Annotated in this window: 18 protein-coding genes; 11 read left to right on the top strand and 7 right to left on the bottom strand. The window is 61.8% G+C overall.

All coding sequences use genetic code 11. The features are described from left to right. The first annotated feature begins 319 nt into the window (after positions 1 to 319). The 7 genes from PYR65_RS07505 (at position 320) to PYR65_RS07475 (ending at position 9,970) form a co-directional block, all read left to right on the top strand. Positions 320 to 2,221: an ABC transporter ATP-binding protein gene (locus PYR65_RS07505; protein ID WP_276120511.1), complete on the top strand. Its 1,902-nt coding sequence runs from the start codon at positions 320 to 322 to the stop codon at positions 2,219 to 2,221. Next, a complete protein-coding gene (locus PYR65_RS07500) occupies positions 2,218 to 4,119 on the top strand; it encodes an ABC transporter substrate-binding protein (RefSeq protein ID WP_276120510.1) in 1,902 nt (633 codons plus the stop codon). The genes PYR65_RS07505 and PYR65_RS07500 overlap by 4 nt, the downstream gene beginning before the upstream one ends. 2 nt (positions 4,120 to 4,121) lie before the next feature. Then, on the top strand, positions 4,122 to 5,120 hold the full coding sequence (locus PYR65_RS07495; RefSeq protein WP_060639637.1) for an ABC transporter permease: 999 nt from the start codon (positions 4,122 to 4,124) through the stop codon (positions 5,118 to 5,120). After that, on the top strand, positions 5,117 to 6,292 hold the full coding sequence (locus PYR65_RS07490; protein ID WP_276120509.1) for an ABC transporter permease: 1,176 nt from the start codon (positions 5,117 to 5,119) through the stop codon (positions 6,290 to 6,292). The genes PYR65_RS07495 and PYR65_RS07490 overlap by 4 nt, the downstream gene beginning before the upstream one ends. Before the next feature lie 72 nt (positions 6,293 to 6,364). Continuing rightward, a complete protein-coding gene (locus tag PYR65_RS07485) occupies positions 6,365 to 7,573 on the top strand; it encodes a glycosyltransferase family protein (RefSeq protein WP_060639635.1) in 1,209 nt (402 codons plus the stop codon). Positions 7,574 to 7,580: 7 nt separating this feature from the next. After that, entirely contained in the window at positions 7,581 to 8,828 is a 1,248-nt protein-coding gene (locus PYR65_RS07480) for a glycosyltransferase (RefSeq protein ID WP_276120508.1), read from the top strand. Then, entirely contained in the window at positions 8,825 to 9,970 is a 1,146-nt protein-coding gene (locus tag PYR65_RS07475; RefSeq protein WP_276120996.1) for a glycosyltransferase family protein, read from the top strand. The genes PYR65_RS07480 and PYR65_RS07475 overlap by 4 nt, the downstream gene beginning before the upstream one ends. A 52-nt stretch (positions 9,971 to 10,022) precedes the next feature. Here PYR65_RS07475 and PYR65_RS07470 read toward each other — a convergent pair whose 3' ends face one another. Further along, positions 10,023 to 10,700 carry a methyltransferase domain-containing protein gene (locus PYR65_RS07470; protein ID WP_276120507.1) on the bottom strand — a complete coding sequence of 226 codons (678 nt, stop codon included), beginning with the start codon at positions 10,698 to 10,700 and terminating at the stop codon, positions 10,023 to 10,025. 38 nt (positions 10,701 to 10,738) lie between these two features. Here PYR65_RS07470 and PYR65_RS07465 point away from each other — a divergent pair, with 38 nt between their 5' ends. The 3 genes from PYR65_RS07465 (at position 10,739) to PYR65_RS07455 (ending at position 14,649) form a co-directional block, all read left to right on the top strand. Continuing rightward, complete coding sequence (locus tag PYR65_RS07465; RefSeq protein ID WP_276120506.1) at positions 10,739 to 11,338, top strand: hypothetical protein; 600 nt, start codon at positions 10,739 to 10,741, stop codon at positions 11,336 to 11,338. An 8-nt stretch (positions 11,339 to 11,346) separates the two neighbouring features. After that, on the top strand, positions 11,347 to 14,064 hold the full coding sequence (locus PYR65_RS07460) for an ABC transporter transmembrane domain-containing protein (protein WP_276120505.1): 2,718 nt from the start codon (positions 11,347 to 11,349) through the stop codon (positions 14,062 to 14,064). Positions 14,065 to 14,187: 123 nt separating this feature from the next. Continuing rightward, positions 14,188 to 14,649 (top strand): cyclic nucleotide-binding domain-containing protein, encoded by a 462-nt coding sequence (locus PYR65_RS07455; protein ID WP_060639757.1) that lies wholly within the window; start codon positions 14,188 to 14,190, stop codon positions 14,647 to 14,649. A gap of 20 nt (positions 14,650 to 14,669) precedes the next feature. Here PYR65_RS07455 and PYR65_RS07450 read toward each other — a convergent pair whose 3' ends face one another. Next, positions 14,670 to 16,442, bottom strand: a complete 1,773-nt coding sequence (locus PYR65_RS07450) for a metallophosphoesterase family protein (protein WP_276120504.1) — start codon at positions 16,440 to 16,442, stop codon at positions 14,670 to 14,672. A 228-nt stretch (positions 16,443 to 16,670) separates the two neighbouring features. Between PYR65_RS07450 and PYR65_RS07445 the strand changes: the two genes are divergently transcribed. Continuing rightward, positions 16,671 to 17,501 (top strand): MBL fold metallo-hydrolase, encoded by an 831-nt coding sequence (locus PYR65_RS07445; protein ID WP_060639628.1) that lies wholly within the window; start codon positions 16,671 to 16,673, stop codon positions 17,499 to 17,501. Between the two features lie 12 nt (positions 17,502 to 17,513). Here PYR65_RS07445 and PYR65_RS07440 read toward each other — a convergent pair whose 3' ends face one another. The 5 genes from PYR65_RS07440 to PYR65_RS07420 are packed head-to-tail and all read right to left on the bottom strand — an operon-like array spanning position 17,514 to position 22,452. Further along, positions 17,514 to 18,275 carry a polysaccharide deacetylase family protein gene (locus tag PYR65_RS07440; protein ID WP_407951282.1) on the bottom strand — a complete coding sequence of 254 codons (762 nt, stop codon included), beginning with the start codon at positions 18,273 to 18,275 and terminating at the stop codon, positions 17,514 to 17,516. Continuing rightward, positions 18,272 to 19,366, bottom strand: a complete 1,095-nt coding sequence (locus tag PYR65_RS07435) for a glycosyltransferase family 4 protein (protein WP_276120503.1) — start codon at positions 19,364 to 19,366, stop codon at positions 18,272 to 18,274. The genes PYR65_RS07440 and PYR65_RS07435 overlap by 4 nt, the downstream gene beginning before the upstream one ends. 56 nt (positions 19,367 to 19,422) lie before the next feature. Further along, complete coding sequence (locus PYR65_RS07430; RefSeq protein WP_276120502.1) at positions 19,423 to 20,502, bottom strand: ABC transporter ATP-binding protein; 1,080 nt, start codon at positions 20,500 to 20,502, stop codon at positions 19,423 to 19,425. Next, complete coding sequence (locus tag PYR65_RS07425) at positions 20,499 to 21,434, bottom strand: carbohydrate kinase family protein (RefSeq protein WP_276120501.1); 936 nt, start codon at positions 21,432 to 21,434, stop codon at positions 20,499 to 20,501. The genes PYR65_RS07430 and PYR65_RS07425 overlap by 4 nt, the downstream gene beginning before the upstream one ends. A gap of 1 nt (position 21,435) precedes the next feature. After that, positions 21,436 to 22,452: an SIS domain-containing protein gene (locus tag PYR65_RS07420; protein WP_407951314.1), complete on the bottom strand. Its 1,017-nt coding sequence runs from the start codon at positions 22,450 to 22,452 to the stop codon at positions 21,436 to 21,438. Positions 22,453 to 22,454 lie beyond the last annotated feature (2 nt).

Genomic DNA, 22,454 nt, shown 5'->3' with positions numbered 1-22,454 from the left:
TAAAATGTCGTGAAGTCAAGGACTGCACCCGCGACGCCTTCGACCACAGCCGGAACTCTGAAAAGACGCAGTTCCGGCCAAGACCGGACACCGGGGGAGATCACCGGATCAAGAATAGACCATCCCGCTTAAATGATTGATCTTTCCGCTTTCCGCCGGCTGGCCGCCACAGCAGGTATATCCCTGCGCACTTTACCAGCCCAAGGTCATGGACACAGGAATTTCCGTGGGATAGTCTCTTTTTCGAGCCACCGGCATTCAATCCGGAAACGCGTCCCGCATGCGCGCGGACCGTTATGAAACAAGGACACCTGCTGGCATGAAATCAGGCACGGACCTGCTGCGGATCGAGAATTTGAGTATCTCGTTCGCGATGCTCGGCGGTCAACTGGACGCTGTCCGCAATGCCAGCCTGCGCGTCCTGCCGGGCAAGGTGACGGCGCTGGTGGGAGAGTCCGGTTCGGGCAAATCCGTCATCAGCCAGTCGGTGATGGGCATCCTGCCGAAAACCGCGTCCTGCAGCGGCCGTATCCTCTTTTGCGATCCGGCCCATAACGAGCAGCCGGTCGATCTTCTGGCCATGCCGCGCGACGGCCGGGAAATCCGCAATCTGCGTGGCAACCGGATCGGCAAGATCTTTCAGGAGCCGATGACATCGCTGTCGCCGCTGCACACGATCGGCAACCAGATCAGCGAATCCCTGAAAATCCACACCCCCATGTCCACCCGCGAACGGCGCGAACGCACCGAGGAAATGCTCGGTCTCGTCGGCTTTCACAAACCGGCGCGCGCCTTCGACATGTACCCGTTCGAACTGTCCGGCGGCATGCGCCAGCGCGCCATGATCGCCATGGCGCTGATCTGCAATCCGTCGCTCCTGATTGCCGACGAGCCGACGACGGCCCTCGACGTGACCATCCAGGCGCAGATCCTGCAATTGCTGCGCGGGCTGCAGACCAAGCTGAACATGGCGATGCTCCTGATCACCCATGATCTTGGCGTCGTCGCCAATGTCGCAGACGAGGTCGTGGTCATCTATCACGGCGAGATCATGGAGGCCGGCCCGGTCGAAACGATCTTCCGCAATCCCTCGCATCCCTATCTCAAGGGGCTGATGGCCGCCGTTCCCCATTTCGACATGAAGCCCGGCGAACGCCTGAAGGCGCTGCGCGAGGTTCCGGTCGATACCAGCAGCCTGTTGGGAAAAAAGAAGATCATCGCACCGCACACAGCGCTGAAGCCGGAAGTCCTGTTGTCGGTGCGCGATATCAGCAAGACCTTCACCACCCGCAAATCGAGCTGGCTGAACAAGGACACCTCCCCCGCAACCAAGGCTGTCGATGGCGTCAGCTTCGATATCATGCGCGGCGAATGTCTTGGGCTGGTTGGCGAAAGCGGCTGCGGCAAAACCACGCTCAGCAAGATTTTGATGCGCGCGGTGACGCCGGACACGGGCGCGGTGATGCTCAACAGCAGCGATGGCCCGATCGACGTTTTGAATGCACAAGGGTCCGGATTGCAGGAGCTGCGTACCAAGGTCCAGATGGTGTTCCAGGACCCGGTCTCCTCGCTGTCGCCGCGCATGACGGTGCAGAATATTCTGAGCGAACCGCTGGAAATCCATGGCCGTGGCAGCGGCAAATCGCGCATCGAGACGGTGACCGCGCTGCTGAAAGCCATCGGCCTTAACGAACGCCACCTCAACCGCTATCCGCACAGTTTTTCCGGCGGCCAGCGCCAGCGTATCGGAATTGCCAGAGCACTGGCGCTCGGGCCGGACCTGTTGATCTGCGACGAACCCGTCTCAGCGCTCGATGTCTCGGTTCAGGCGCAGATCCTCAACCTGCTCAAGGATCTGCAAAAGGAGCTGGGGCTCACCTATCTCTTCATCTCGCACAATCTGGCCGTCGTCGATTACATGGCCGACCGGATCGCCGTCATGTGCGGCGGCCGGATCGTCGAGATCGCACCGCGCGAGGCGTTGATGGAAACGCCCGTTCATCCCTACACGAAATCGCTGCTCGCTGCCGTGCCCTTTCCCGATCTCGACCGGCCGCTCGATTTCTCGATGCTCAACCCGAGCGGCGCTGCCGACAAGCGCAGCTGGGGCAAGCATTTTTCCGATGATGGCGACGCAACCGTGCTGGGGACGGCGGACCTTGGCAACGGCCATCTTGTTTTGGCGCGAAAGACCGCCGATGTCGGGGAGCTCGTACCATGATCACACGGCGCACCACCCTTGGCCTGCTTGCCAGCGTTCTGATACCGGGCGTCGCCCGGGCCGTTCCGGAACCGCCCTTTCTGCGGCCCAATCTGCGGGCCCAATCCCTGCCCAATCTGCGGGACCGCCTTCCAAAGAACCCGAGGCGGATCAATCTTGCCGCCATGGGCCGGCAGCCGGGCCAATATGGCGGCACCGTGCGCATGCTGATCGGCAGCCAGAAAGACATCCGGATGATGACGATCAACGGCTATGCCCGTCTGGTCGGCTACACCGAGGACCTCGAATTCCAGGCCGATATCCTGGAAAGCTTCGACGTGCAGGAAGGCCGTATTTTCACCTTCAAGATCCGCGACGGCCACCGCTGGTCGAACGGCAGCTACCTGACATCAGAGGATTTCCGCTATACCTGGGAAGACGTCATCCTCAACAAGGACCTGCGCAAGGGCGGCATCCAGCGCGAGCTTCTGGCCAATGGCGAAGGACCGGTTTTCGAGGTCATCGACGACCTGACCGTGCGCTATACCTGGAAGGCACCCAATCCGGATTTCCTGCCCGGCCTTGCCGCCGCAAGCCCCGTCGTCATCCTTCTGCCATCCGCCTATATGCGGCACTTCCACGAGAAATATCAGGACGTTTTCCGCCTCTCGGCCCTGATGAAACAGTACCGGGTCAAGAAATGGGCCGATCTGCACATCAAGATGTCGCGGCAATACCGGCCGGAAAATCCAGACCTGCCGTCGCTGGATCCGTGGGTTGCACGCACTACCCCTCCGGCCGAACAATTCGTGTTCGAGCGCAATCCCTTCTTCCACCGGGTCGACGAAAACGGCCTGCAGCTGCCCTATATCGACCGCTGGCTGCTCAATATCAGCTCGTCGGAAATCATCGCGGCCAAGACCGGTGCGGGCGAAACCGACCTGCAGACCACCGGCGTCGATTTTGCCGATTACGCCTTCTTCAAGGATGCGGAGAAACGCTATCCGGTGAAGGTCAATCTCTGGAAGAGAACGCAAGGTTCCAAGCTTGCCCTTCTGCCGAACCTCAATTGCGGCGACACGGTCTGGCGCGATCTGTTCTGGGATGTGCGCGTCCGCCGCGCCCTGTCTCTGGCGATCGACCGGCACGAGATCAACATGGTGAGCTTCTACGGGCTCGCCACCGAGAGCGCCGATACAATTTTGCCCGATAGCCCGCTGTTCAAGCCGGAATATGCCGCCGCCTGGGCCAGCCACGATCCCGATCAGGCCAACCGGCTGCTCGACGAGGTCGGCCTCACGCAACGCAACAGCGACGGCATACGGCTCCTGCCCGACGGGCGCGAAGCCCGGATCGTCGTCGAGACCGCCGGCGAAAGCACGCTCGAGACCGACGTGCTGGAACTCGTCAAGGACCATTGGGCGAAGATCGGCTTCTCGCTGTTCATCAAGACCTCGCAGCGCGACGTCTTCCGCAGCCGCACCATGGGCGGCGAAATCATGATGTCCATGTGGTCGGGCATCGAAAATGGTGTGCCGACTGAGGAGATGAACCCCGGCGAGCTGGCCCCCACGCGCGACGACCAGATGCAATGGCCGGTCTGGGGCATGTACTACCTGTCGATCGAACAGAACGGCAAGCCCCCGGAATTGCCGGAAGCGACCCAGCTGGTCAATCTCGTGAAGGAGTGGAAGAGGAGCGTCGAGACCGACGACAAGACGCGTATCTGGCACGAAATGCTGGATATCTATACCCAGAATGTCTTCTCGATCGGCATCGTCAATGCCACGCTGCAGCCGGTGATGCATTCGGCCCATCTGCGCAACATTCCCGAAAAAGCCCTCTACGGCTTCGACCCGACCTGTTATCTCGGGGTCTATATGCCAGACACGTTCTGGTACAGCGAAGAGGTTAGCTGACCATGTTGCGTTATATTTTCTGGCGTATCCTGGCGATGATCCCGACGCTGGTGATTGTCTCGGCGCTGGTCTTCACCATCATTGAGCTGCCGCCGGGCGATTATTTCGAAAGCTATATTTCTGAGCTTCGAGCCCAAGGCGAGGCCGTGGACATGGCCGAAATCGAGGAATTGCGCGCGCAATACGGTTTCGACAAGCCGCCGGTGCTGCGTTATTTCTATTGGGTCGCGGGTCTCGTCCAGGGCGATTACGGCTATTCGTTCGAGTATCAGCTGCCGGTCAACGAAGTGGTTGGAGACCGGCTCTGGCTGACGGTGCTGGTGTCCTTCGTCACCATCATCTTCACCTGGCTGATCGCCTTCCCGATCGGCATCTATTCCGCCACCCATCAATATAGCTGGGGCGATTATGGCCTGACCTTCATGGGCCTGATCGGCATTGCCATTCCCAACTTCATGTTCGCGCTGATCCTGATGTATTTCGCCAATATCTGGTTCGGCACCTCGATCGGCCATCTGATGGACCAGAAATACCTGTCCGAGCCGATGAGCTGGGAAAAGGCGAAATCCATTCTCGAACATCTGTGGATACCGGTCCTGATCGTCGGCACGGCCGGCACGGCCGGCATGATCCGCCGTCTGCGCGCCAATCTTCTCGACGAACTGCAGAAACAATATGTCGTGACCGCGCGCGCCAAGGGCTTGCACCCCTTCCGCACCCTGATCAAATATCCGCTGCGCATGGCACTCAACTTCTTCATTTCCGATATCGGATCGATCCTGCCGGCCATCATTTCCGGCGCCGAAATCACCGCCATCGTGCTGTCGCTCGAGACGACGGGACCGATGCTGATAAAAGCGTTGCAAAGTCAGGATATGTATCTGGCCGGCTCGTTCCTGATGTTCCTGGCATTCCTGACCGTGATCGGTGTGCTGATCTCAGATATCGCGCTTGCCTTTCTCGACCCGCGTATCAGACTGCAAGGCGGTAGCACCAAGTGACGGTATCCCTTCCCAAATCCGGCGAACCGCTGTCGCATTACGTCTCGACGGCGCCGTTTGATCCGCATTCCGTCGATGTGATGAGCGCGGAACAGTCACAGATCCATCAGGCATCGCAACTGCGCCTGATGTGGTGGAAATTCAAGAAACACCGGCTTGCGCTGTTTTCGATGTATTTCCTCGTGATCCTCTACGCAGCGATTGCCATCGTCGAATTCCTGGCGCCCTATAACCTGCACACCCGCAACGTCGATTTCATCCATTCGCCGCCGCAAAGAGTGCATCTGTTCGACAACGGCAATTTCGTCGGCCCCTTCGTCTACGGGCGCACGATGACGCTCGACATGGACACGCTGCGGCGCAACTACACCGAAGATCGTTCAAAGGTGCAGCCGATCCGCTTCTTCTGCAGCGGCGACAATTATCGTTTCTGGGGATTGTTCGAGGCCAACACGCACTTCGTCTGCCCGGCTCAAGGCGGCGAACTCTTTCTGCTCGGAAGCGACCGGCTCGGCCGCGATGTGCTGTCGCGCATCCTTTATGGTGCGCCGATATCGCTGACCATCGGCCTGCTCGGGATCACCATGAGCTTCGTGCTCGGCATCACCATCGGCGGGCTTGCCGGCTATCACGGCGGCGTCTTCGACCTGATTACCCAGCGCATCATCGAGGTTTTGCAATCGATCCCGAGCATTCCACTCTGGATGGCTTTGGCGGCGATCATGCCGGTCACCTGGAGCCCGATCCTGATCTATCTCGGCATTACCGCCATTCTCGGCCTGCTCGACTGGACGGGGCTTGCGCGCGCCGTGCGATCGAAACTGCTTGCGTTGCGCGAAGAGGATTACGTGCTGGCCGCCCAACTGATGGGCGCAGGTTCCAGCCGCATTATCGGCCGCCATCTCGTTCCCGGCTTCATGTCGCACCTGATCGCAACCGCGACGCTGGCGATCCCCGGCATGATCCTTGGCGAAACGGCGCTCAGCTTCCTCGGCTTGGGGCTTCGTCCGCCGATCACCAGCTGGGGCATTCTCCTGACCGAGGCCCGCAGCGTCAGCGTCATTGCTTTTTATCCCTGGCTGTTGTTTCCAACCATTCCGGTCATTCTCGTGATTCTGGCGTTCAACTTTCTGGGCGACGGATTGCGCGATGCAGCCGATCCGTACAAGTGAAGTGGATACCGATATGCTAAGGACACTCCTTGCGGAGATGGGCAGCGCCATGGGAGATAAGAGGCTCCGCTCATGACGCGCCGGATCGAAGATGCACGCATCCTGATGTACAGCCACGATACGTTCGGGCTTGGTCACCTCAGACGGTGCCGCACGATTGCGCATTCGCTGGTTGAGGATTATCGCGGCGTCAATATCCTGATCATTTCAGGCGCGACCATCGCCGGCGCCTTCGACTACCGCGCCCGCGTCGATTTCGTGAAAATTCCCAGCGTCATCAAGCTTCGCAACGGCGAATATACCTCGATGGACAGGCATATCGACCTGCACGAGACGATGAAGATGCGCCGGTCGATCATCCTGCACACGGCGGAAACCTTCCAGCCGGATATCTTCATCGTCGATAAGGAACCGATGGGCCTGAAGGGCGAAGTCGAGGATACGCTGGCCTACCTGAAGAAACAGGGAACGACCCTGGTTCTGGGCCTGCGCGAGGTCATGGATGCTCCGCATCTCCTGGATGCGGAATGGAAGCGCAACGACGTGATGCGCAAGATCGGTCAGTTCTACGATAGCGTCTGGGTCTATGGCCCGCCGGATTTCTATGATCCGCTCGTCGGCCTCGACGTGCCGCAGGCGGTGCGCAACAAGATGGATTTCGTCGGCTTCCTGCAAAGAAGCGTGTCGCAGGATGTCGAATCCGAGCACAAGCCAAAGGGCGACTATATCCTGATCACCACCGGCGGCGGCGGCGATGGCTCCGACCTGATCCACGATGTGATCGATGCCTATCAGGAAGACCCGACGCTGACCCACAAGTCGCTGATCGTGCTGGGTCCCTATATGCCGGTCAAGCAGCGCCACAAGCTCCTGATGAAATGCGCCAAGATCCCCTCTCTCGAGGTGATCGAGTTCGACAATCGCATGGAGGAACTGATCGCCGGCGCCAAGGCCGTGGTGGCGATGGGCGGCTACAATACCTATTGCGAGATCCTGTCCTTCGACAAGCCGGCGCTGATCGTTCCAAGGGTGATGCCACGGGAAGAGCAACTCATCCGCGCCAGCCGCGCCGCAGAGCTTGGCCTGATCGACATGCTCTTGCCCGAGGAAGCGGCCGATCCCCTGCGCTTTGCCGCAGCACTCAAAGCCTTGCCGGATCGCGACCCCCCTTCCAAGAGCGCGAAGGGCATGACGCTCGAGGGCCTGGCGAACATATCGCAGATCGTCGGAGAATGGCTTGGCCGTCGCGACCACGAACATCTGACGGTCGTGAAAGGGTGACGTTGTTTTGACGGACCGCCGCAAGATCGTCGTGGTGCTGAAGGGATATCCGCGCCTGTCGGAAACCTTCATCGCCCAGGAACTGCTGGGACTGGAACGGGCAGGCTTCGCCCTTGAACTGGTGGCGTTGCGGCGGCCGACCGACAAGAAGCGCCATCCGATCCATGACGAAATCCGCGCACCCGTTCATTATCTGCCGGAATATCTGCACGAGGAGCCGGCACGGGTGGCCCGCGCGCTCATCCGCTGTCTTTCAAAGCCCGGCTTCTGGCGTGCCCTGCCCGCATTCATCAGCGACCTCCGGCGCGACCGGACACGCAACCGGGTGCGCCGCTTCGGCCAGGCCATGGTACTCTCAGCGGAATGGCCCGAAGGCGGCGAATGGCTGCACGCGCATTTCATCCACACCCCGGCCTCCGTCGCCCGCTATGCCAGCATGATCACCGGTATTGGCTGGACGTGTTCGGCGCATGCCAAGGACATCTGGACATCGCCGGAATGGGAACTGGCCGGCAAGCTTACAAGCACGCGGTGGACCGTGACCTGCACGCAGACCGGCTATGAGCACCTGCGCCACCTGGCCGGCGGCAAGCCGCATGTGCATCTGAGCTATCACGGCCTCGATCTCAGCCGCTTTGGCCCCTTCGAGGGTACGCGGCCTGGGTACGACGGCTCCGATTCTGCCCATCCGGTCACCATCGTCAGCGTCGGCCGCGCGGTCGAGAAAAAGGGCTTCGATATCCTGTTGCGGGCCCTGAGCCTTTTACCGGCCGGTCTGCATTGGCGCTTCGTGCATATCGGCGGCGGCGATCTCCTCAAAAATCTGCAGGCGCTGGCGTCGGAACTTGGCATTGCCGGGAAGATCGTCTGGCACGGCTCCCTGTCGCAGACCGAAGTGCTGCAGCACTATCGCACCTCCGATATCTTTGCGCTCGCCTGCCGCATCACCGCCGATGGCGACCGCGATGGCTTGCCGAACGTGATCGTCGAGGCGTCCAGCCAGGCCCTGGTCTGCATCTCGACGGATATTTCCGGCATCCCCGAGCTTTTGACCGATGGCGAAAACGGCTTGGTCGTGCCGCCGGAAAACCCGCAGGCGCTGGCCGCAGCGCTGGAAGAAGCGATCCGCGATCCCGCGTTGCGCCAGCAGCTCGGGCAAGCGGCGGAACGCAAGGTGCGCGGTCACTTCGATCATCAGACCAGCATTCACCAATTGAGCGGCCTGTTTGAGACGGAATGGCGGAATTTGCAATGACCGGTAGCGAGCCAAGAGCCCCCCGCGCCTTTTTCTACGTGCAGCATCTGCTTGGCATCGGCCATCTCGCCCGCGCCAGCCGCATCGCCCGCGCCCTCGCCGCCGATGGTTTCGAGGTCACGGTGGTAACAGGCGGCACGCCGGTCAGCGGCTTTCCAGGGCCGCAGGTCCATCATGTCGCCCTGCCGCCGATCACCGCCGGCGATGCCGGTTTTTCCGGGCTCGCCGATATCGAAGGCAATCCGGTCGATGACGCCTTCAAGGACAATCGCCGGGAGCGGCTGCTTGCGGCTTTTCACCAAAGCCAGCCCGATATCGTCATCATCGAAGCCTTCCCCTTCGGCCGCCGCCAGGTCCGTTTCGAACTCCTGCCGCTGCTGGAGGCGATCGCGGCGATGGATCAGAAGCCCCTCGCCGTCACATCGCTGCGCGATATCCTGCAGGAACGCTCCAAGCCCGGCCGCGACGAAGAAACCGTTGCGCTCGTCAAACTCTATTTCGACCGCGTGCTGGTGCATGGCGATCCAGCCTTTGCCCGGCTTGAAGATACTTTTCCGCTGGCGGCCGAGATCACCGGCAAGGTGATCTATACCGGACTGGTGGCAGCCCCGCCCCCGGCGCAGCCCACGGAAAAGTTCGATATTATCGTCTCGGCCGGCGGCGGCGCCGTCGGCAATGCGCTGATCCGCGCCGCACTGGACGCCGCAAAAGCGATCGGCACGAGCCTGTCCTTTGCTTTGATCACCGGCCCCAACCTGCCGCAATCCGATTTCGACGCAATTAAAGCGGATGCACCCGCCCATGTCAGCGTCTTCCGCTTCCGTCCGGATTTCGCGAGCCTTCTGGCCGGTGCAAAGTTGTCGGTATCGCAGGCGGGCTACAACACGGTCTGCGACATCCTGCGCGCCGGCTGCCATGCGCTGCTCATTCCCTTCACCGCCGGCGGCGAAACCGAGCAGACGGTCAGGGCTGAGCGTCTTCAAAAGCTTGGACTGGCGCATGTCCTGCGCGAAGACGATCTTTCGGCAGAGATGATGACGCAGGCTATCCAGGCCGCTTTGGCAGCGCCCGAACGCCCGCCCCATAGCCTCGATCTCGACGGCGCCCAGCGCACCGCCGGAATCCTGCGTGGACTGCTCTGATCGCTCGGACCGCCGGACCAGCGATCAGGGATCAGCGATCAGCGATCAGCGATCAGACCGTGCCGATCACCATGAAGCGGGTATAGTTCTTCATCTTCAGCGCGCCGGCAAAGGCCACATGGCTAAGCGCGACCTGGTCCTGGAAAGCCTCCAGCGACGGCACGCAGTTGATATGGGTCGGCTCGGCGAAATAGTCGTTCGACTGCAGCAGAACCTGCGTTTTACGCGGCAGCAGCGACAGCCAGCCCGGCAGATCGGCAATATGCTCGCAGCTGGTATTGATGACGAGGTCGGCACCGCACGTGACATAGTCGAGCGCATACATATCCTGCGTCATCGCCCGGAAACGCTCGCCCGCATGAGCATTCAGCGTCCGGGCGATCCCGGCCACCTCAGGGTCGATGTCGATGCTCTCCAGGAGACCGATGTCGAACCGGCCGTCATCGAAACACATGGCGGGAAGAACGCCGTACCAGCCGCCGAGCAGGACGATATGTTTAAATTTTCCGCCCAGGCTTTCAAACAGCTTCTCGCGTGCCCATATCTTGCTTCCAACCTGCTTGTGGTTGAAGGCCGTGCCGAGGTCCGCATCCGGATATTTGGCGATCACTTTCGCAAGGCCTTCGATCAGAGAGCTTCCCGTATAGGCGGATAGACCGCGGATGATATCGAAGGCACTTTCGTGCCAATCTGTTGTGTTTGCTTCGTTTGGTCGGGTAGTTTTCATCATGCGCGTGTTGTAGGCTGGACTTTTCTGGAGTGCAAGGAATGCAAGTCAACCGGAAGGATGCCACCTCCGTTCCGCCGCCGGTCGAGGCGGGAAAGGACATACCGCATCTGGCCGGTCTGGGCGCAACCATGCGGCAGGTCTTTGCCGCCCACTTCATGCGTGACTGCCCGCATATCCTGGAAATCGGCGGCCATATCCGGCCGGTTACCCCATACCTCACCCATCACCCGCTATCCGTCACATCCGTCGATCCGAAGACGCAGGCCTATGAGGCCAGCGAACTGAACGGCAGGCAATGCCATGTGCGGCATATTCCGGCCAAGTTTCAAGAGATCGATTATCATTACCAGCCCGGAAGCTACGGCCTCGTCCTGCTCGGCTATTCGCTGAAACCCTTCGGTCAAAAGGATCCGCTCGGTGACCTTCTGTTCTCGCTGGTCGACAATGCGGGAACCGTCGTCATCGAATATGCACCGGAGCTGGAACGCGCCGCCTCCCAGGTGCCGCACATCGTCAGCCGCCCGGCTGTGACGATCCGCGGCCAGTTCGATCTTCATCTGCACGACCCGGAGATCGCCGGCACGCCCTACGCGGCCCGGCGCTTCTACGTCCTTGACACCCGTTACACGGCCAGTTGAATCTCCCCATGGAAAAAAGCATAGCGCGCTACATCTGGACGCACACGAGAGGCCAGCAGCTCTGGATCCTCCTGGTCGTCGCCGTCTCGATGATCCCCTATTTCCTGTCGTTCGACCTGCCCAAGCAGATCGTCAACGGGCCAATCCAGGGCGAGGGCTTCGATCAGCCCGGCGCCACCCAGACCTTCATGGACCTCAGTTTCTCGCTGCCATGGATTGGAGAGATCTCGCTGTTTGGCGGGCTCGAGCTGACCCGCACGCAGACCCTGTTTGCGCTCAGCATGGTCTTCCTGCTGCTGGTCATCATCAACGGCCTCTTCAAGTTCTATATCAACACCTACAAGGGCCGTCTCGGCGAGCGGCTTTTGCGCCGCATCCGCTTCGAACTCGTCGACCGCATCCTGCGTTTCCCGCCCGGCCAGTTCAAGCGCATGAAGGGCGCCGAAGTGTCCAGCATGGTCAAGGATGAAGTCGAGCCTCTCGGCGGCTTCACCGGCGATGCCTTCGTCCAGCCGGCGCTGCTCGGCGGCCAGGCGCTGACCGCCCTGTTCTTCATTTTCATGCAGAATACCTGGCTCGGGCTGATCGCCGCCGTCATGGTCGGCGTGCAGGCAATTATCATTCCGCGCATGCGCCGCCGCCTTCTGGTGCTTGGCCGCGAGCGTCAGATCACCGCGCGCGAACTCGCCGGCCGGGTCAGCGAGATCGTCGATGGTATCGGCACCATCCATGCCTATGATACGTCCAATTACGAGCGCGCCGACATTGCATCTCGCCTCGGCCGCATCTTCAAGATCCGCTATGATCTCTACCAGTGGAAATTCCTGGTCAAGTTCATCAACAACTTCCTCGCCCAGCTGACGCCGTTCCTGTTTTATTGCATCGGCGGCTATCTGGCGCTGCAGGGCCGTCTCGACATCGGTCAGCTGATCGCCGTCATCAGCGCCTACAAGGACCTGCCAGGCCCGTTGAAAGACCTGATCGACTGGGACCAGACCCGCCAGGACGTCCAGGTGAAATATATCCAGGTCGTCGAGCAGTTCAGCGTCGACAAGACCATCGACCCGGCCATTCAGACAATGGCCATCACGAATGCCGGCGCGATGAAACATCCGCTGGCAGCCGTCAACCTGTCGGTCGCAGACGATAGCGGCGCCAAGCTGCTTGAGCGCGTGTCGGTGCAGATCCATCCCGGTGAAACCGTTGCCATCGTCGGCGGCGCTGCCGGCGGCGGCGATATGCTGGCGGAAGCGTTTGCGCGTCTCACCTGGCCGGAAAGCGGCAAGGTGACGGCAGGCGGCGACGATCTCCTGGAACTGCCGGAATCAGTGACCGGACGGGCGATCTCCTACGTCTCCTCCGATGCCTATTTCTTCTATGGCACCTTGCGCGACAACCTTCTCTACGGCCTCAAACATGCGCCGATGAAGGAAGCCACCTACGAGGGCACCGGCGCCACCCATCGCAAATGGCAGATCAACGAGGCGAAACTGGCCGGAAACCCGGACTATGACGTCAACAGCGACTGGATCGATTACGACGCCGCCAATGCGACCAACCGCGACGATCTCTTCGCGCCGGTTCTCTCGGTGCTCGATACGGTGCAGCTGTCGAAGGACATTCTTGATCTCGCCCTGCGCAGCACCGTGTCTCCCGGCGATCACCCCGGCCTTGCCGAGGGCATTGTCGAGATGCGCCACGCGCTTCGCTCGGAATTGGAAGAGGCGGGGCTGAGCAGCCTTGTCGTGTCTTTCGAGCCCGGCGCCTACAATACCGAGGCAACCGTCGGCGAAAACCTGTTGTTCGGCACGGCCACCGGCCCCGCTTTGATCGGCAAGGCCATCGGCAAGAACGCCTATTTCCGCTCCGTCGTCGGCCGCTCCGGTCTCGACCGCATCCTGTTCGACATGGGCTACAGCATCGCCGAAAACGCGGTCGAGCTGTTTGCCGATCTGCCGCCGGATCATCCGTTCTTCCAGCAGCTCACCTTCATGACGGCGGACGATATTCCCGACTATCAGCTGCTGCTGCAGAAGCTGAAGGGCAAGGGTTTCGACGCCGCATCCGAGGATGACCGCGGCCAGATCATCCGGCTGAGCTTCCGCTATGTCGAGCCCCGACATCGTTTCGGTCTCCTGACCGAGGAGCTGATGGCCAAGATCGTCGATGTGCGCCGCCAGTTCCATGACGGCCTGCCCGATACGATGCGCGGCGACATCGAGCGCTACGATCCGGAACATTACCTGGCATCGGCAAGCCTGATGGACAACATCCTGTTTGGCCGCATCAGCCATAAGCATACCGATGGCTCCAAGCGCATCCGCTCCATCGTCAGCTCGCTGTTGAATTCGCTCGGGCTTCTTGAGCGCGTCATCGCCATCGGCCTCGATTTCAATCTCGGCGCCGGCGGCAAGCGCCTGACGGCGGTGCAGCGGCAAAAGCTCAATCTGGCGCGGGCGCTGGTGCGCAAGTCGGAATATTACATCTTCAACCGGCCCCTGCCCGGCCTCGACCATCGCCTCCAGGACGAGATCGTCCGCGATGTGCTGAAGCTGGTGCGCCGCGACGGCCGCAATCCGGCCGTGATCTGGGTCCTGTCGAACACGGCTCTGTCCAGTCTGTTCGACCGCGTGCTCGTCTTCGACCGCGGTTTGCTGGTGGAAGAAGGAACGCATGCAGCGCTGGTTGAGAATAACGGTATCTTTAAGGAGCTTGTGTCATCATAATGTCAATGGTGGAGCCCATGCGTGCGACGGGGATGCAGGCATGGACAATCTTCCCCATGGCGAGACCGGTGGAGATGACCGGTTGATGACCGGGGAAGCAGAAAATTGGGAATGGGCACGATTATGCTGTTGAAGGATGAAGTTCAAATGCTGCGGCGGGTGCCGCTGTTTTCGAATGTCGAACCCGGCAAGCTGAAGCTTCTCGCGTTCACGTCCGACCGCGTGAGCTACGATCCCGGCGAAGCGCTCTTCCATCAGGGGGATACCGGTGATGCGGCCTATGTTGTCCTGGCCGGCAAGGCGGATATCCTCGTCGATTCCTCGACCGGCCCGGTCAAGATCGCCGAAGTCGAAACCAATTCGATCGTCGGCGAAATCGCCATCCTCTGCGATGTCTCGCGAACCGCAACCGTACAGACGACAACGGCCGTGGAAGCCCTGCGCATCCGCAAGGACCACTTCCTCAAGCTGCTGACGGATTTTCCCGAGATCACCATCGAGATCATGCGCGTGCTGGCCGATCGCCTTAGCCACACGACGAGCGAACTGTCGGAAGCCCGCAGCCGCGCCCGCAAGGCCGATTAGCGCTCGCATTTATCACAGCGTTAGAGCGCCGACCGATCCGCTTCGATCGCGCCGTTTGTCCGGCTGATGCTGAAATTGCCCGACGGCAGACCGGTCATGTAGTTCGTCAACATCCGGAAGATCAGCGCGAACTGCGCCTGCACTGCGCCCGGCTGATCGCCGCCGCGATCGGCAAACAGGTGCGCGACCGCCTGATAGGCTGCGATCTTGTCCGCGCCGATCCAGCCCAATGCCAGTTCGCTCCCCATCCGCAGCCGGTACCAGTCCGCCAGAAAATTCAGAGCGGAAATGCCGTGCAGCGCGCCGGTCTCTGCCTTGGTCAAACGCGCCACCAGCCTTTGCTGCAGGCCTTTGTCGTCACGCACAGCAGCGATGGCCGCCATCGCATCGCCGGCGGCAACCGGCTCTGCGATCAGCGCCAATATTGCCAGATCGGCAAGGTCGAGACTGCGGATCAGCGCCGCAATCTCTTTTGGCCATTCCCGCTTGAGATAACGCCGTCCAACCAGATGGCCGATATGTTCGAAGAGGAAACCCCCGTAGTCCCCGGCATCGAGCATGCCGCCGGCCTCCAGACGCGACGGCAGCACCTCGAGCCGGTAGGCCTGGCGCAGGTCATCGGCGAGCGGCATCGCCTCGATCCCCACCGTCTCGATGCGAAACGTCTCTTCGCCGATATCAAGCACTTTGTAGGCACCGGGAAAGGCGACGAGCGAGGGCATGGCGATATTGGTGAGGAACCGTTCGCCGCTGCGATATTGCGCGGTGTCGTTGACATGCAGATGGCCGCTGAAATGCATGTCGATCCCGGCATCGATCAGCGCGCGGGCAACATGGTCATGCGGAATGCGCTGCGCCATCCCAGTTAGCCCGAGCAGCGCCACCTCGTCCTCGACGGTCGCATCGAGCGGATCGAGAACGGGATAGTGCGAAAATGCCAGCAGGCACTTGCCCTTAAGCCGCGCTCGCCCCGCGACATCCGCCATCCAGTCTAGAACGAACCGCTTGTGAACCAGCATCGCGTTCCAGCCGGCGCTGGTGCTGTCGGCAAAGTCACCGTCCTCGCCCGGCGTTACACCATCGACAGGCACGAAGACATTGGCGTCGATCATCAGCAGCCAGACGCCGGGAGAAGGCTCGACCAGATAGGATGCATCCATCAGCCGGCGCGCCGTCTGTCCGTCCGGCGAACGAACCTCATAGATCCGCTCGGCCGGATCGCCCTTGGTCCCGAACGGCGTTTCCCAATGAAGATCGCCGGGCTGCGGGAAAAAGCCGAAATCCGCCATGTCGTTGAGGCCGTCGGGATAGCCCTTGCAATACATATCGCCGCTTGTGATCACCGCATGCGCGCCCCGGTCGCGCAGATGCGGGTCGCTGCTGAGAACGCTGTAGCTGCCATCCGCATTGAGAAACCGCTTGGCGCGGTGGCGGCCATCGGCGCCGAAAATATCGTGATTGCCGGTGGTTGCGTAAAAGCGCATGCCGAAGCGTGCCGCATAATCGTCAAGCACCCGCTTCACGCCGCGCACCGTCTCCACCTGCCCGTCATCGGAATAATCACCGAGCAGCACGACATGGCGAATTCCACGCCCGGCAATATCGGCAAGCGTATGGTGGAGCGCGAAATAGCTTTCGTTGAAAACACGGGTCGAGCGGGCGGTGTCGGCAAGCAGCCGGAAGGTCAGCCGCCGGCCATCCTGAACGATGCCGGGAAAGCCGTAATCTGCGTAGAGATCGTGAAAATGCGCGTCGGCGACAATGGCGATGCGCGGATGCGTTGCGGGCGGCATTCTGTCGGTATTTTCCGTCTGCACGTTCAAACCGGATTCGTTTCTCTTCGTCTCTGGCATATGTGGAAAGAAAAAGCGAATTGAAGTCTCGCTTAACCCAAGCAGTTTCGTTACCATGGCGAAAATGCGGCTTGGTTAATCAAGCCCGATAAAAAGACGGCCTTAAGGGTTATGTGGGACAGTTGCAAACGGAAGGGCAAAGTATTTTTCCGTGACTGAGGCGAGAGAGTGAACGAAAACGTGTTTCGGGTGCGGTTATGGGGAGTGCGGGGCAGCCTCCCGGTCTCAGGGACCGAATTCCAGACCTATGGCGGCAACACCATCTGCATCGAGATGCAATGCGGTCCTCACCGGCTATTGTTCGATGCCGGCTCCGGCCTGATGCCCGCCGGCCAGGCGTTGAAGTCCGAAGGCATTTCCGATTTCAACCTGTTTTTCACCCACTGCCATTACGACCATATCGTCGGCCTGCCCTATCTGCCGGCGCTGTTTGATCCACATGCCTCGGTCACGCTCTGGTCGGGGCATCTGGCCGGACGCATGTCCACCCGCCAGATGATCGGCGAGTTCATGCGGCCGCCATGGTTTCCGGTCGAGCCGGATATCTGCCGGGCCTCGATCAACTGCCGCGACTTCCGCTCCGGCGATACGCTGGTTCCCTATCCCGGCGTGACGATCCGCACCGGCAGCCTCAACCATCCCGGCGGCGCCATAGGCTACCGCGTCGAATGGAACGGCCGCGTCGCAGTGCTGGTCACCGATACCGAACACAAGCCCGGCACGCTCGACCCCGCCGTGCTGGACCTCATCGATGGCGCCGATCTCTTCCTCTACGACTGCATGTATACTGATGACGAGATGCAACGCCATGTCGGCTATGGCCACTCCTCCTGGCAGCAGGCCATCCGGCTCGCCAAGACGGCAAAAGCCAAACAGGTCGCCTTCATCCATCATTCGCCTTTGCGCACAGACAGCGAGCTCGATGAGATCCAACGGCTTGCCGGCCGCGAATTCAACGGCGCCATCACCGCCCGCGACGGCCAGGTGATCGATCTCTGATCCAAGGGATCCCTATCCCGTTGATGCGCGCTGTTCCCGCAGAATATCCGCAACCGGCGTCCAGCGGCAGGCGGGATGGTTCGCCGTCACCTGAAACAGCGCCGTCATGAAATCCCACACGGCCTCGTCATGAACCAGGTGGTGGGTCAAGAGCCCCATTGTCCCGCCGTGATCGAACATCACCCGCATGCGCGCGGCGATTTCCAGAGCCAGCGTCCGGGGATCGCGCCCGCCGCGCGTTCCGTGCCAGTCCATCACATCCACATGCGTGTTGATCAAAGGCAAGGCGGCCGGTTTTTCCGGGCCGAACACCGAGAGCGCCCGGTAGCCCAAGCCGGGCAGCTGCGCAATGAGGCCCGCGTCGATCCGGTTCCAAGGCGGGATGAGCATCGGCACGAACCGGCTGCCATGAAGGGCGGAGAGCCGGTCAAAGCCCTGGCTCAATTCCGCAAGCACCATTTCCGCCAGCCGATGGCGGCCAAGCTCCTGCTTCTTTTCCACCGGGGTCGCATGGTTGCGGTGCGACCAGCCGTGGACGGCAACGGAACAGGATGGCTCCCCCTGCAGCCGACCGGCAAGTGCCTCGCCCGGATGCGCGGGAATGACGGCGAGCGTCAGGGGCACGGAAAAGGTGCCGGAGACATGCAGCAACCGGTCGAGCGCCGCCGTCGGCTCGATCGCGTCGTCATCCCGCAGCCAGAACTGCGCGACTTTTCCCGCCTGCTGCCAGCGGTCGAGTTCGCCGGCAAGAACGGCTTCGAGTTCATTCATCATCGCACCTGCTGCACATAATCATCGAGAATAACGCCGAGCCGGGACGCCGCCGTGCCCAGCGAACGCTCTTCGCCAGCGAAGGTCCTGGCCGCCTCTGCAAGCGCGGTCCGCTCGGCACCGTCCGTCAACAGAAGTCCGATCGCCTGCGCATAGGCATCGATATCACCCGGCGGTGTCAGCAACCCTGTCCGCCCCTGCATCACCACCTCAGGCACACCGGCAATCTCTTGCGCGACAACGGGCAGACCGGCGGCCTGCGCTTCCAGATAGGCCAGACCATAGGCCTCGCCGCATCCCGGCCAGACATAGAGCGCGGCAGACGACAACAGGCTGGCAATCTCTGTCGCCGTCTGTTCGCCGTGCCAGATGATCCTGCCCTCATCAAACCCGGCAAACAGCGAATGCACGTCTGCGGCACGCGGTCCATCGCCGGCGACGGACAATTGCCAGGGCAAATGCGTCAGCCGTGACAGGGCTTGCGCCAGCATCGCGTAACTGTCCATCTTGTCACCGGACCGCATCATCGCCACGGTGATCAAACGGCCAGGTTGCGGCTGTGGCGATCGTTCGAGAAACAGCGCCGGGTCGAGAAACGGCGGCAGCATGGCCAGGCGCGCGACGGGTGCGGCAGCCGCAAGCCCGTCGCTGTCGCGGCGCGTCAGGCAGATATTCACCGATGCCTGCCCGACGGCATCCAGCACATGCTGCTGCATCTGCTGCCAAAGCCCTGTGTTGCGCCTGTTGGAATAGGACGCCTCGGCCGTCACATAGCCAAGCCCGAATTCCCGCGCCAGCGCCGGGCCGATCAGATCGGGCGCCTTGTAATAGGGATGGTAGCAGAACCAGAGATCGGGTGCGCCGTGTTCGCGCCAAAGCGCCGAAAGCCGTGCCCGCTCCGCCTGCGCGACCACTGAGCGGGCAGCAATCGCGTCCGCCGCAGTATCCGGCAGGAACGCCCGCACCTCAGAGGCGATCTCCACCGTGTGCCCGGCCTTCACCAAGGCCGCCATCAGCAAACGTGCCATCAGCCGGTCGCCGGAGGGAACGGGATGGTTGGGGGATTTGAGCGGACTGTAGAAAGCGATCTTCATCGCCTGCGGTTTTAGAGCGCTTCATCCTGAAACGGAAGCGATTCCGTCACCCGTTTTCAGCCGAGCGCCAGTTCCGTTTGCGCATCGAAGAGATGCAGCGCATCCTCGTCAAAACCGAAAGCCTGCTGCATTCCCACCGTCAGCCTGGTGCGGGGCGGAAGGCAGGCGGTCACCCGCTGCCCGCTGACCCGGCCGGTGACGACCAGCTCCGGTCCCGTCAGCTCGATGACTTCGATGGCGACCTCAAGGGCCTTACTGTCCGCTTCGTTGGTGGCCAGCCGCAGCGCTTCCGGGCGCACGCCGAGCTTGACCCGCCGTCCTGCGGGTACGGCATTCTTCAGCCGTGCCGGCAGCGCGATCGTGGCGCCCGATCCGTCCAACTGAACGCCCTCGCCCGTGATCACGCCATCCAGCACGTTCATCGGCGGCGAGCCGACGAAACCGGCGACATAGAGCGTGGCCGGACGGTCATAGACCTCTTCCGGGGTGCCGAGTTGCTCGATCCTGCCATTGCGCATGACGGCGATGCGTGTTGCCAGCGTCATCGCCTCGATCTGGTCATGGGTGACGTAAACGATGGTGGTCCCCAGCATCTGGTGCAGCCGCTTCAGCTCGGTGCGTGTCTCCATGCGCAGCTTGGCATCGAGATTGGAGAGCGGTTCGTCGAACAGGAAGACCTGCGGCTTGCGCACCAGCGCCCGGCCGATCGCCACGCGCTGCCGCTGGCCGCCGGAAAGCTGGCCGGGTTTGCGATCCAGCAAGTTCTCGATCTGCAGCAGTCTCGCCGTCTCCTGCACGGCCTTTTCCCGCTCCGCCACAGGCACCTTGCGCATTTCCAGACCGAAGCCGATGTTGCGATGCACCGACAGGTTCGGATAAAGCGCGTAGGACTGGAACACCATGGCAATGTCGCGGTCCTTCGGATGGACGCCGAGGATCGAGCGCCCGCCGATCCGGATATCGCCGCCCGATGCTTCGGCGAGACCCGCAATGATGTTGAGCAGGGTCGACTTGCCGCATCCCGATGATCCCAGCAGGACAAGGAACTCGCCGCTTTCCAGCGAGATGTCGATGCCTTTCAGGGTTTCGATCGCGCCATAGGTCTTGCGGATATTCTCGATTTCGAGCGCGCTCATGATGCGGTCTCTCCGGTAGCAGTCACAACAGGTCCGCCATAGCTGCGGGGAAGCGTGGAAATGGCGCGGGAGGCGACTGCCGTGCCCGCCTGCAGACAATCCTGAAGCGCCCGCCCCCCGGCCAGTGCCGCAAGGAAAGCCGCGTTGAAGACATCGCCGGCACCGATCGTATCGACGACCTCGACGCGCGGGGCGGCCGCAGACACCGGCGTGCCATCGGAACCGATGGCAAGCGCCCCGTCCGGGCCGCGCTTGATGACGACAATCGCATCCTTGCGCATATGGCGCTTGAGCTCGCAGGCGGCTTCCGTGGCGTCGGCGAGGCCCGAAAGCGTCGTTGATTCCACCTCGTTCAGCAGCGCGCAGCCACACCGGGAAAGCCAGCCCAGCGTCGCCTGCCGGTTTTTTTCCGTCCAGCCGTCGAGCGGCCAGCCAGTATCGAGCGCAAGCGTGATGCCATGCGTGTCGGCCCAGTCGAAAAGCGCCGCATAATCCGCCGTCAGATCGTCGGTGAGGAACGAGCCGCAGAGCAGCACGTAGCCGCCGGAGAGGCGGGCGCCGTCGAGGGCTGACAGAACGCAGTCCAGCGAAAGCCGGGGCAGATGTCCGCGTGTGGTGAAGAATGTCCGCTCGCCGTCCGGATGGGTGATGCCGACCGACAGCGTCGTTCCTTCCGGCCGCACCGGCCATTTTTCCGCCCGGCCTCCAAAGGCCTCGCGCAGCCAGCGGCCGAACTCGTCGGTGCCGGTATTGGCGGCAATATCGAAATCGATGCCGAGCGCCGCCCAGGCAAGGGCCGCATTTCCGGCCGAACCGCCCACCCGCAATTCATCATGATCGACGATGATCTCGGTCCCCGCCTTCGGCCAGGGCTCCGCCGGTCCAAGGATCAGGTCGACATTGACGTTTCCGATCACGGCAAGCGGACGCATGTCATTCACTCCGGGTGATCTTTGTGGACCGCACCGGCGTTCCGGCATTCTCGACGCGGGCCTCGGCAAAGGCAATCATCAGGCGCTGGGCCACCGGCAGCATCGCAAACACGGCGGCAAGCCCCGCCGACGGCTGAAAACGCAGCGTCTCCGCGCCGTCCACAGGCTCTTGACCCGACGCATCGAACAGGACGACGGGCGAGCCGGTCGCAACCGCCGACAAAGCCATTGCCGTCACCAGATCTGCGGTCGCATCATCGCCGCGAAACAGCACGACGCCCGTCTTTAACCCGAGCATTTCCATCGGGCCATGCCGAAGCTGCCCACCCTCCATCGAAAAACAGGGATAGCGCGACAGTTCGGTCAGGCCGAGCGCCAGCGCCTCCGCCAGCCCCTGCAGACGCCGCCCGGAAGTCACCACGGTTGCGACATCGCTGAGGGCGGCCAGCGCTGGGGTGATGTCATGCGTTGCAGGCGCCGCAAGGACCGCCAGCGCTGGCGCCGGGTCCTCGCCGAGCGCCGACAGGATTGCCAGATGCAACGCGAAACTGACGGTTAAACTGCGCGTCGCGGCAAAGGCAAGCTCGGTGCCGCCAGCGCCGACGAGGCAGGGCGCGGCCTTTCCGAGGAAGGAGGATGCTTCGAGCGTCAGGCCGAACGTGTGCTCCGATCCGCCGGTCTCGGAAAACCAGCGCAAAACCTCGGCGCTCTCGCCCGATTGCGAGGTTATCAAGACTGTCCGGCCCTCAATCGCCAGCGGCATGCCGAGCTGCTCGGACAGGGGGATGGCAATCGCTTCGATCCCCAGCGCGCGGTACAGCGGCTCGACGGTGCGGTTCACCGCATGCGAGCCGCCCATGCCGAGCAAGAGCAGGCCAGAGGTTTCCTGCAACGCGGCGGCGATCTCTTTGGCGCGCGCTGTTGCGCCTTCGAAGGAGGCGATGGCATCGGCGTTCTGGCGGGCCATTTCGCGGTCGATCGCCTGCAGCCCGGCCGGGCGGTTTTCCTGTAAAGTCATCA

Origin of the sequence: Pararhizobium qamdonense (genome assembly GCF_029277445.1) — a bacterium.
Classification (GTDB): domain Bacteria; phylum Pseudomonadota; class Alphaproteobacteria; order Rhizobiales; family Rhizobiaceae; genus Pararhizobium; species Pararhizobium qamdonense.
This window is presented reverse-complemented; position numbering and strand designations above follow the sequence as displayed.

Excerpts from the sequence above, each read along its gene's own strand:
- PYR65_RS07505 (WP_276120511.1), top strand. The coding sequence starts at position 320 with ATGAAATCAGGCACGGACCTGCTGCGGATCGAGAATTTGAGTATCTCG.
- PYR65_RS07500 (WP_276120510.1), top strand. The coding sequence starts at position 2,218 with ATGATCACACGGCGCACCACCCTTGGCCTGCTTGCCAGCGTTCTGATA.
- PYR65_RS07495 (WP_060639637.1), top strand. The coding sequence starts at position 4,122 with ATGTTGCGTTATATTTTCTGGCGTATCCTGGCGATGATCCCGACGCTG.
- PYR65_RS07485 (WP_060639635.1), top strand. The coding sequence starts at position 6,365 with ATGACGCGCCGGATCGAAGATGCACGCATCCTGATGTACAGCCACGAT.
- PYR65_RS07475 (WP_276120996.1), top strand. The coding sequence starts at position 8,825 with ATGACCGGTAGCGAGCCAAGAGCCCCCCGCGCCTTTTTCTACGTGCAG.
- PYR65_RS07470 (WP_276120507.1), bottom strand. The coding sequence starts at position 10,700 with ATGATGAAAACTACCCGACCAAACGAAGCAAACACAACAGATTGGCAC.
- PYR65_RS07465 (WP_276120506.1), top strand. The coding sequence starts at position 10,739 with ATGCAAGTCAACCGGAAGGATGCCACCTCCGTTCCGCCGCCGGTCGAG.
- PYR65_RS07460 (WP_276120505.1), top strand. The coding sequence starts at position 11,347 with ATGGAAAAAAGCATAGCGCGCTACATCTGGACGCACACGAGAGGCCAG.
- PYR65_RS07455 (WP_060639757.1), top strand. The coding sequence starts at position 14,188 with ATGCTGTTGAAGGATGAAGTTCAAATGCTGCGGCGGGTGCCGCTGTTT.
- PYR65_RS07450 (WP_276120504.1), bottom strand. The coding sequence starts at position 16,442 with ATGCCGCCCGCAACGCATCCGCGCATCGCCATTGTCGCCGACGCGCAT.
- PYR65_RS07440 (WP_407951282.1), bottom strand. The coding sequence starts at position 18,275 with ATGATGAATGAACTCGAAGCCGTTCTTGCCGGCGAACTCGACCGCTGG.
- PYR65_RS07435 (WP_276120503.1), bottom strand. The coding sequence starts at position 19,366 with ATGAAGATCGCTTTCTACAGTCCGCTCAAATCCCCCAACCATCCCGTT.
- PYR65_RS07430 (WP_276120502.1), bottom strand. The coding sequence starts at position 20,502 with ATGAGCGCGCTCGAAATCGAGAATATCCGCAAGACCTATGGCGCGATC.
- PYR65_RS07425 (WP_276120501.1), bottom strand. The coding sequence starts at position 21,434 with ATGCGTCCGCTTGCCGTGATCGGAAACGTCAATGTCGACCTGATCCTT.
- PYR65_RS07420 (WP_407951314.1), bottom strand. The coding sequence starts at position 22,452 with ATGACTTTACAGGAAAACCGCCCGGCCGGGCTGCAGGCGATCGACCGC.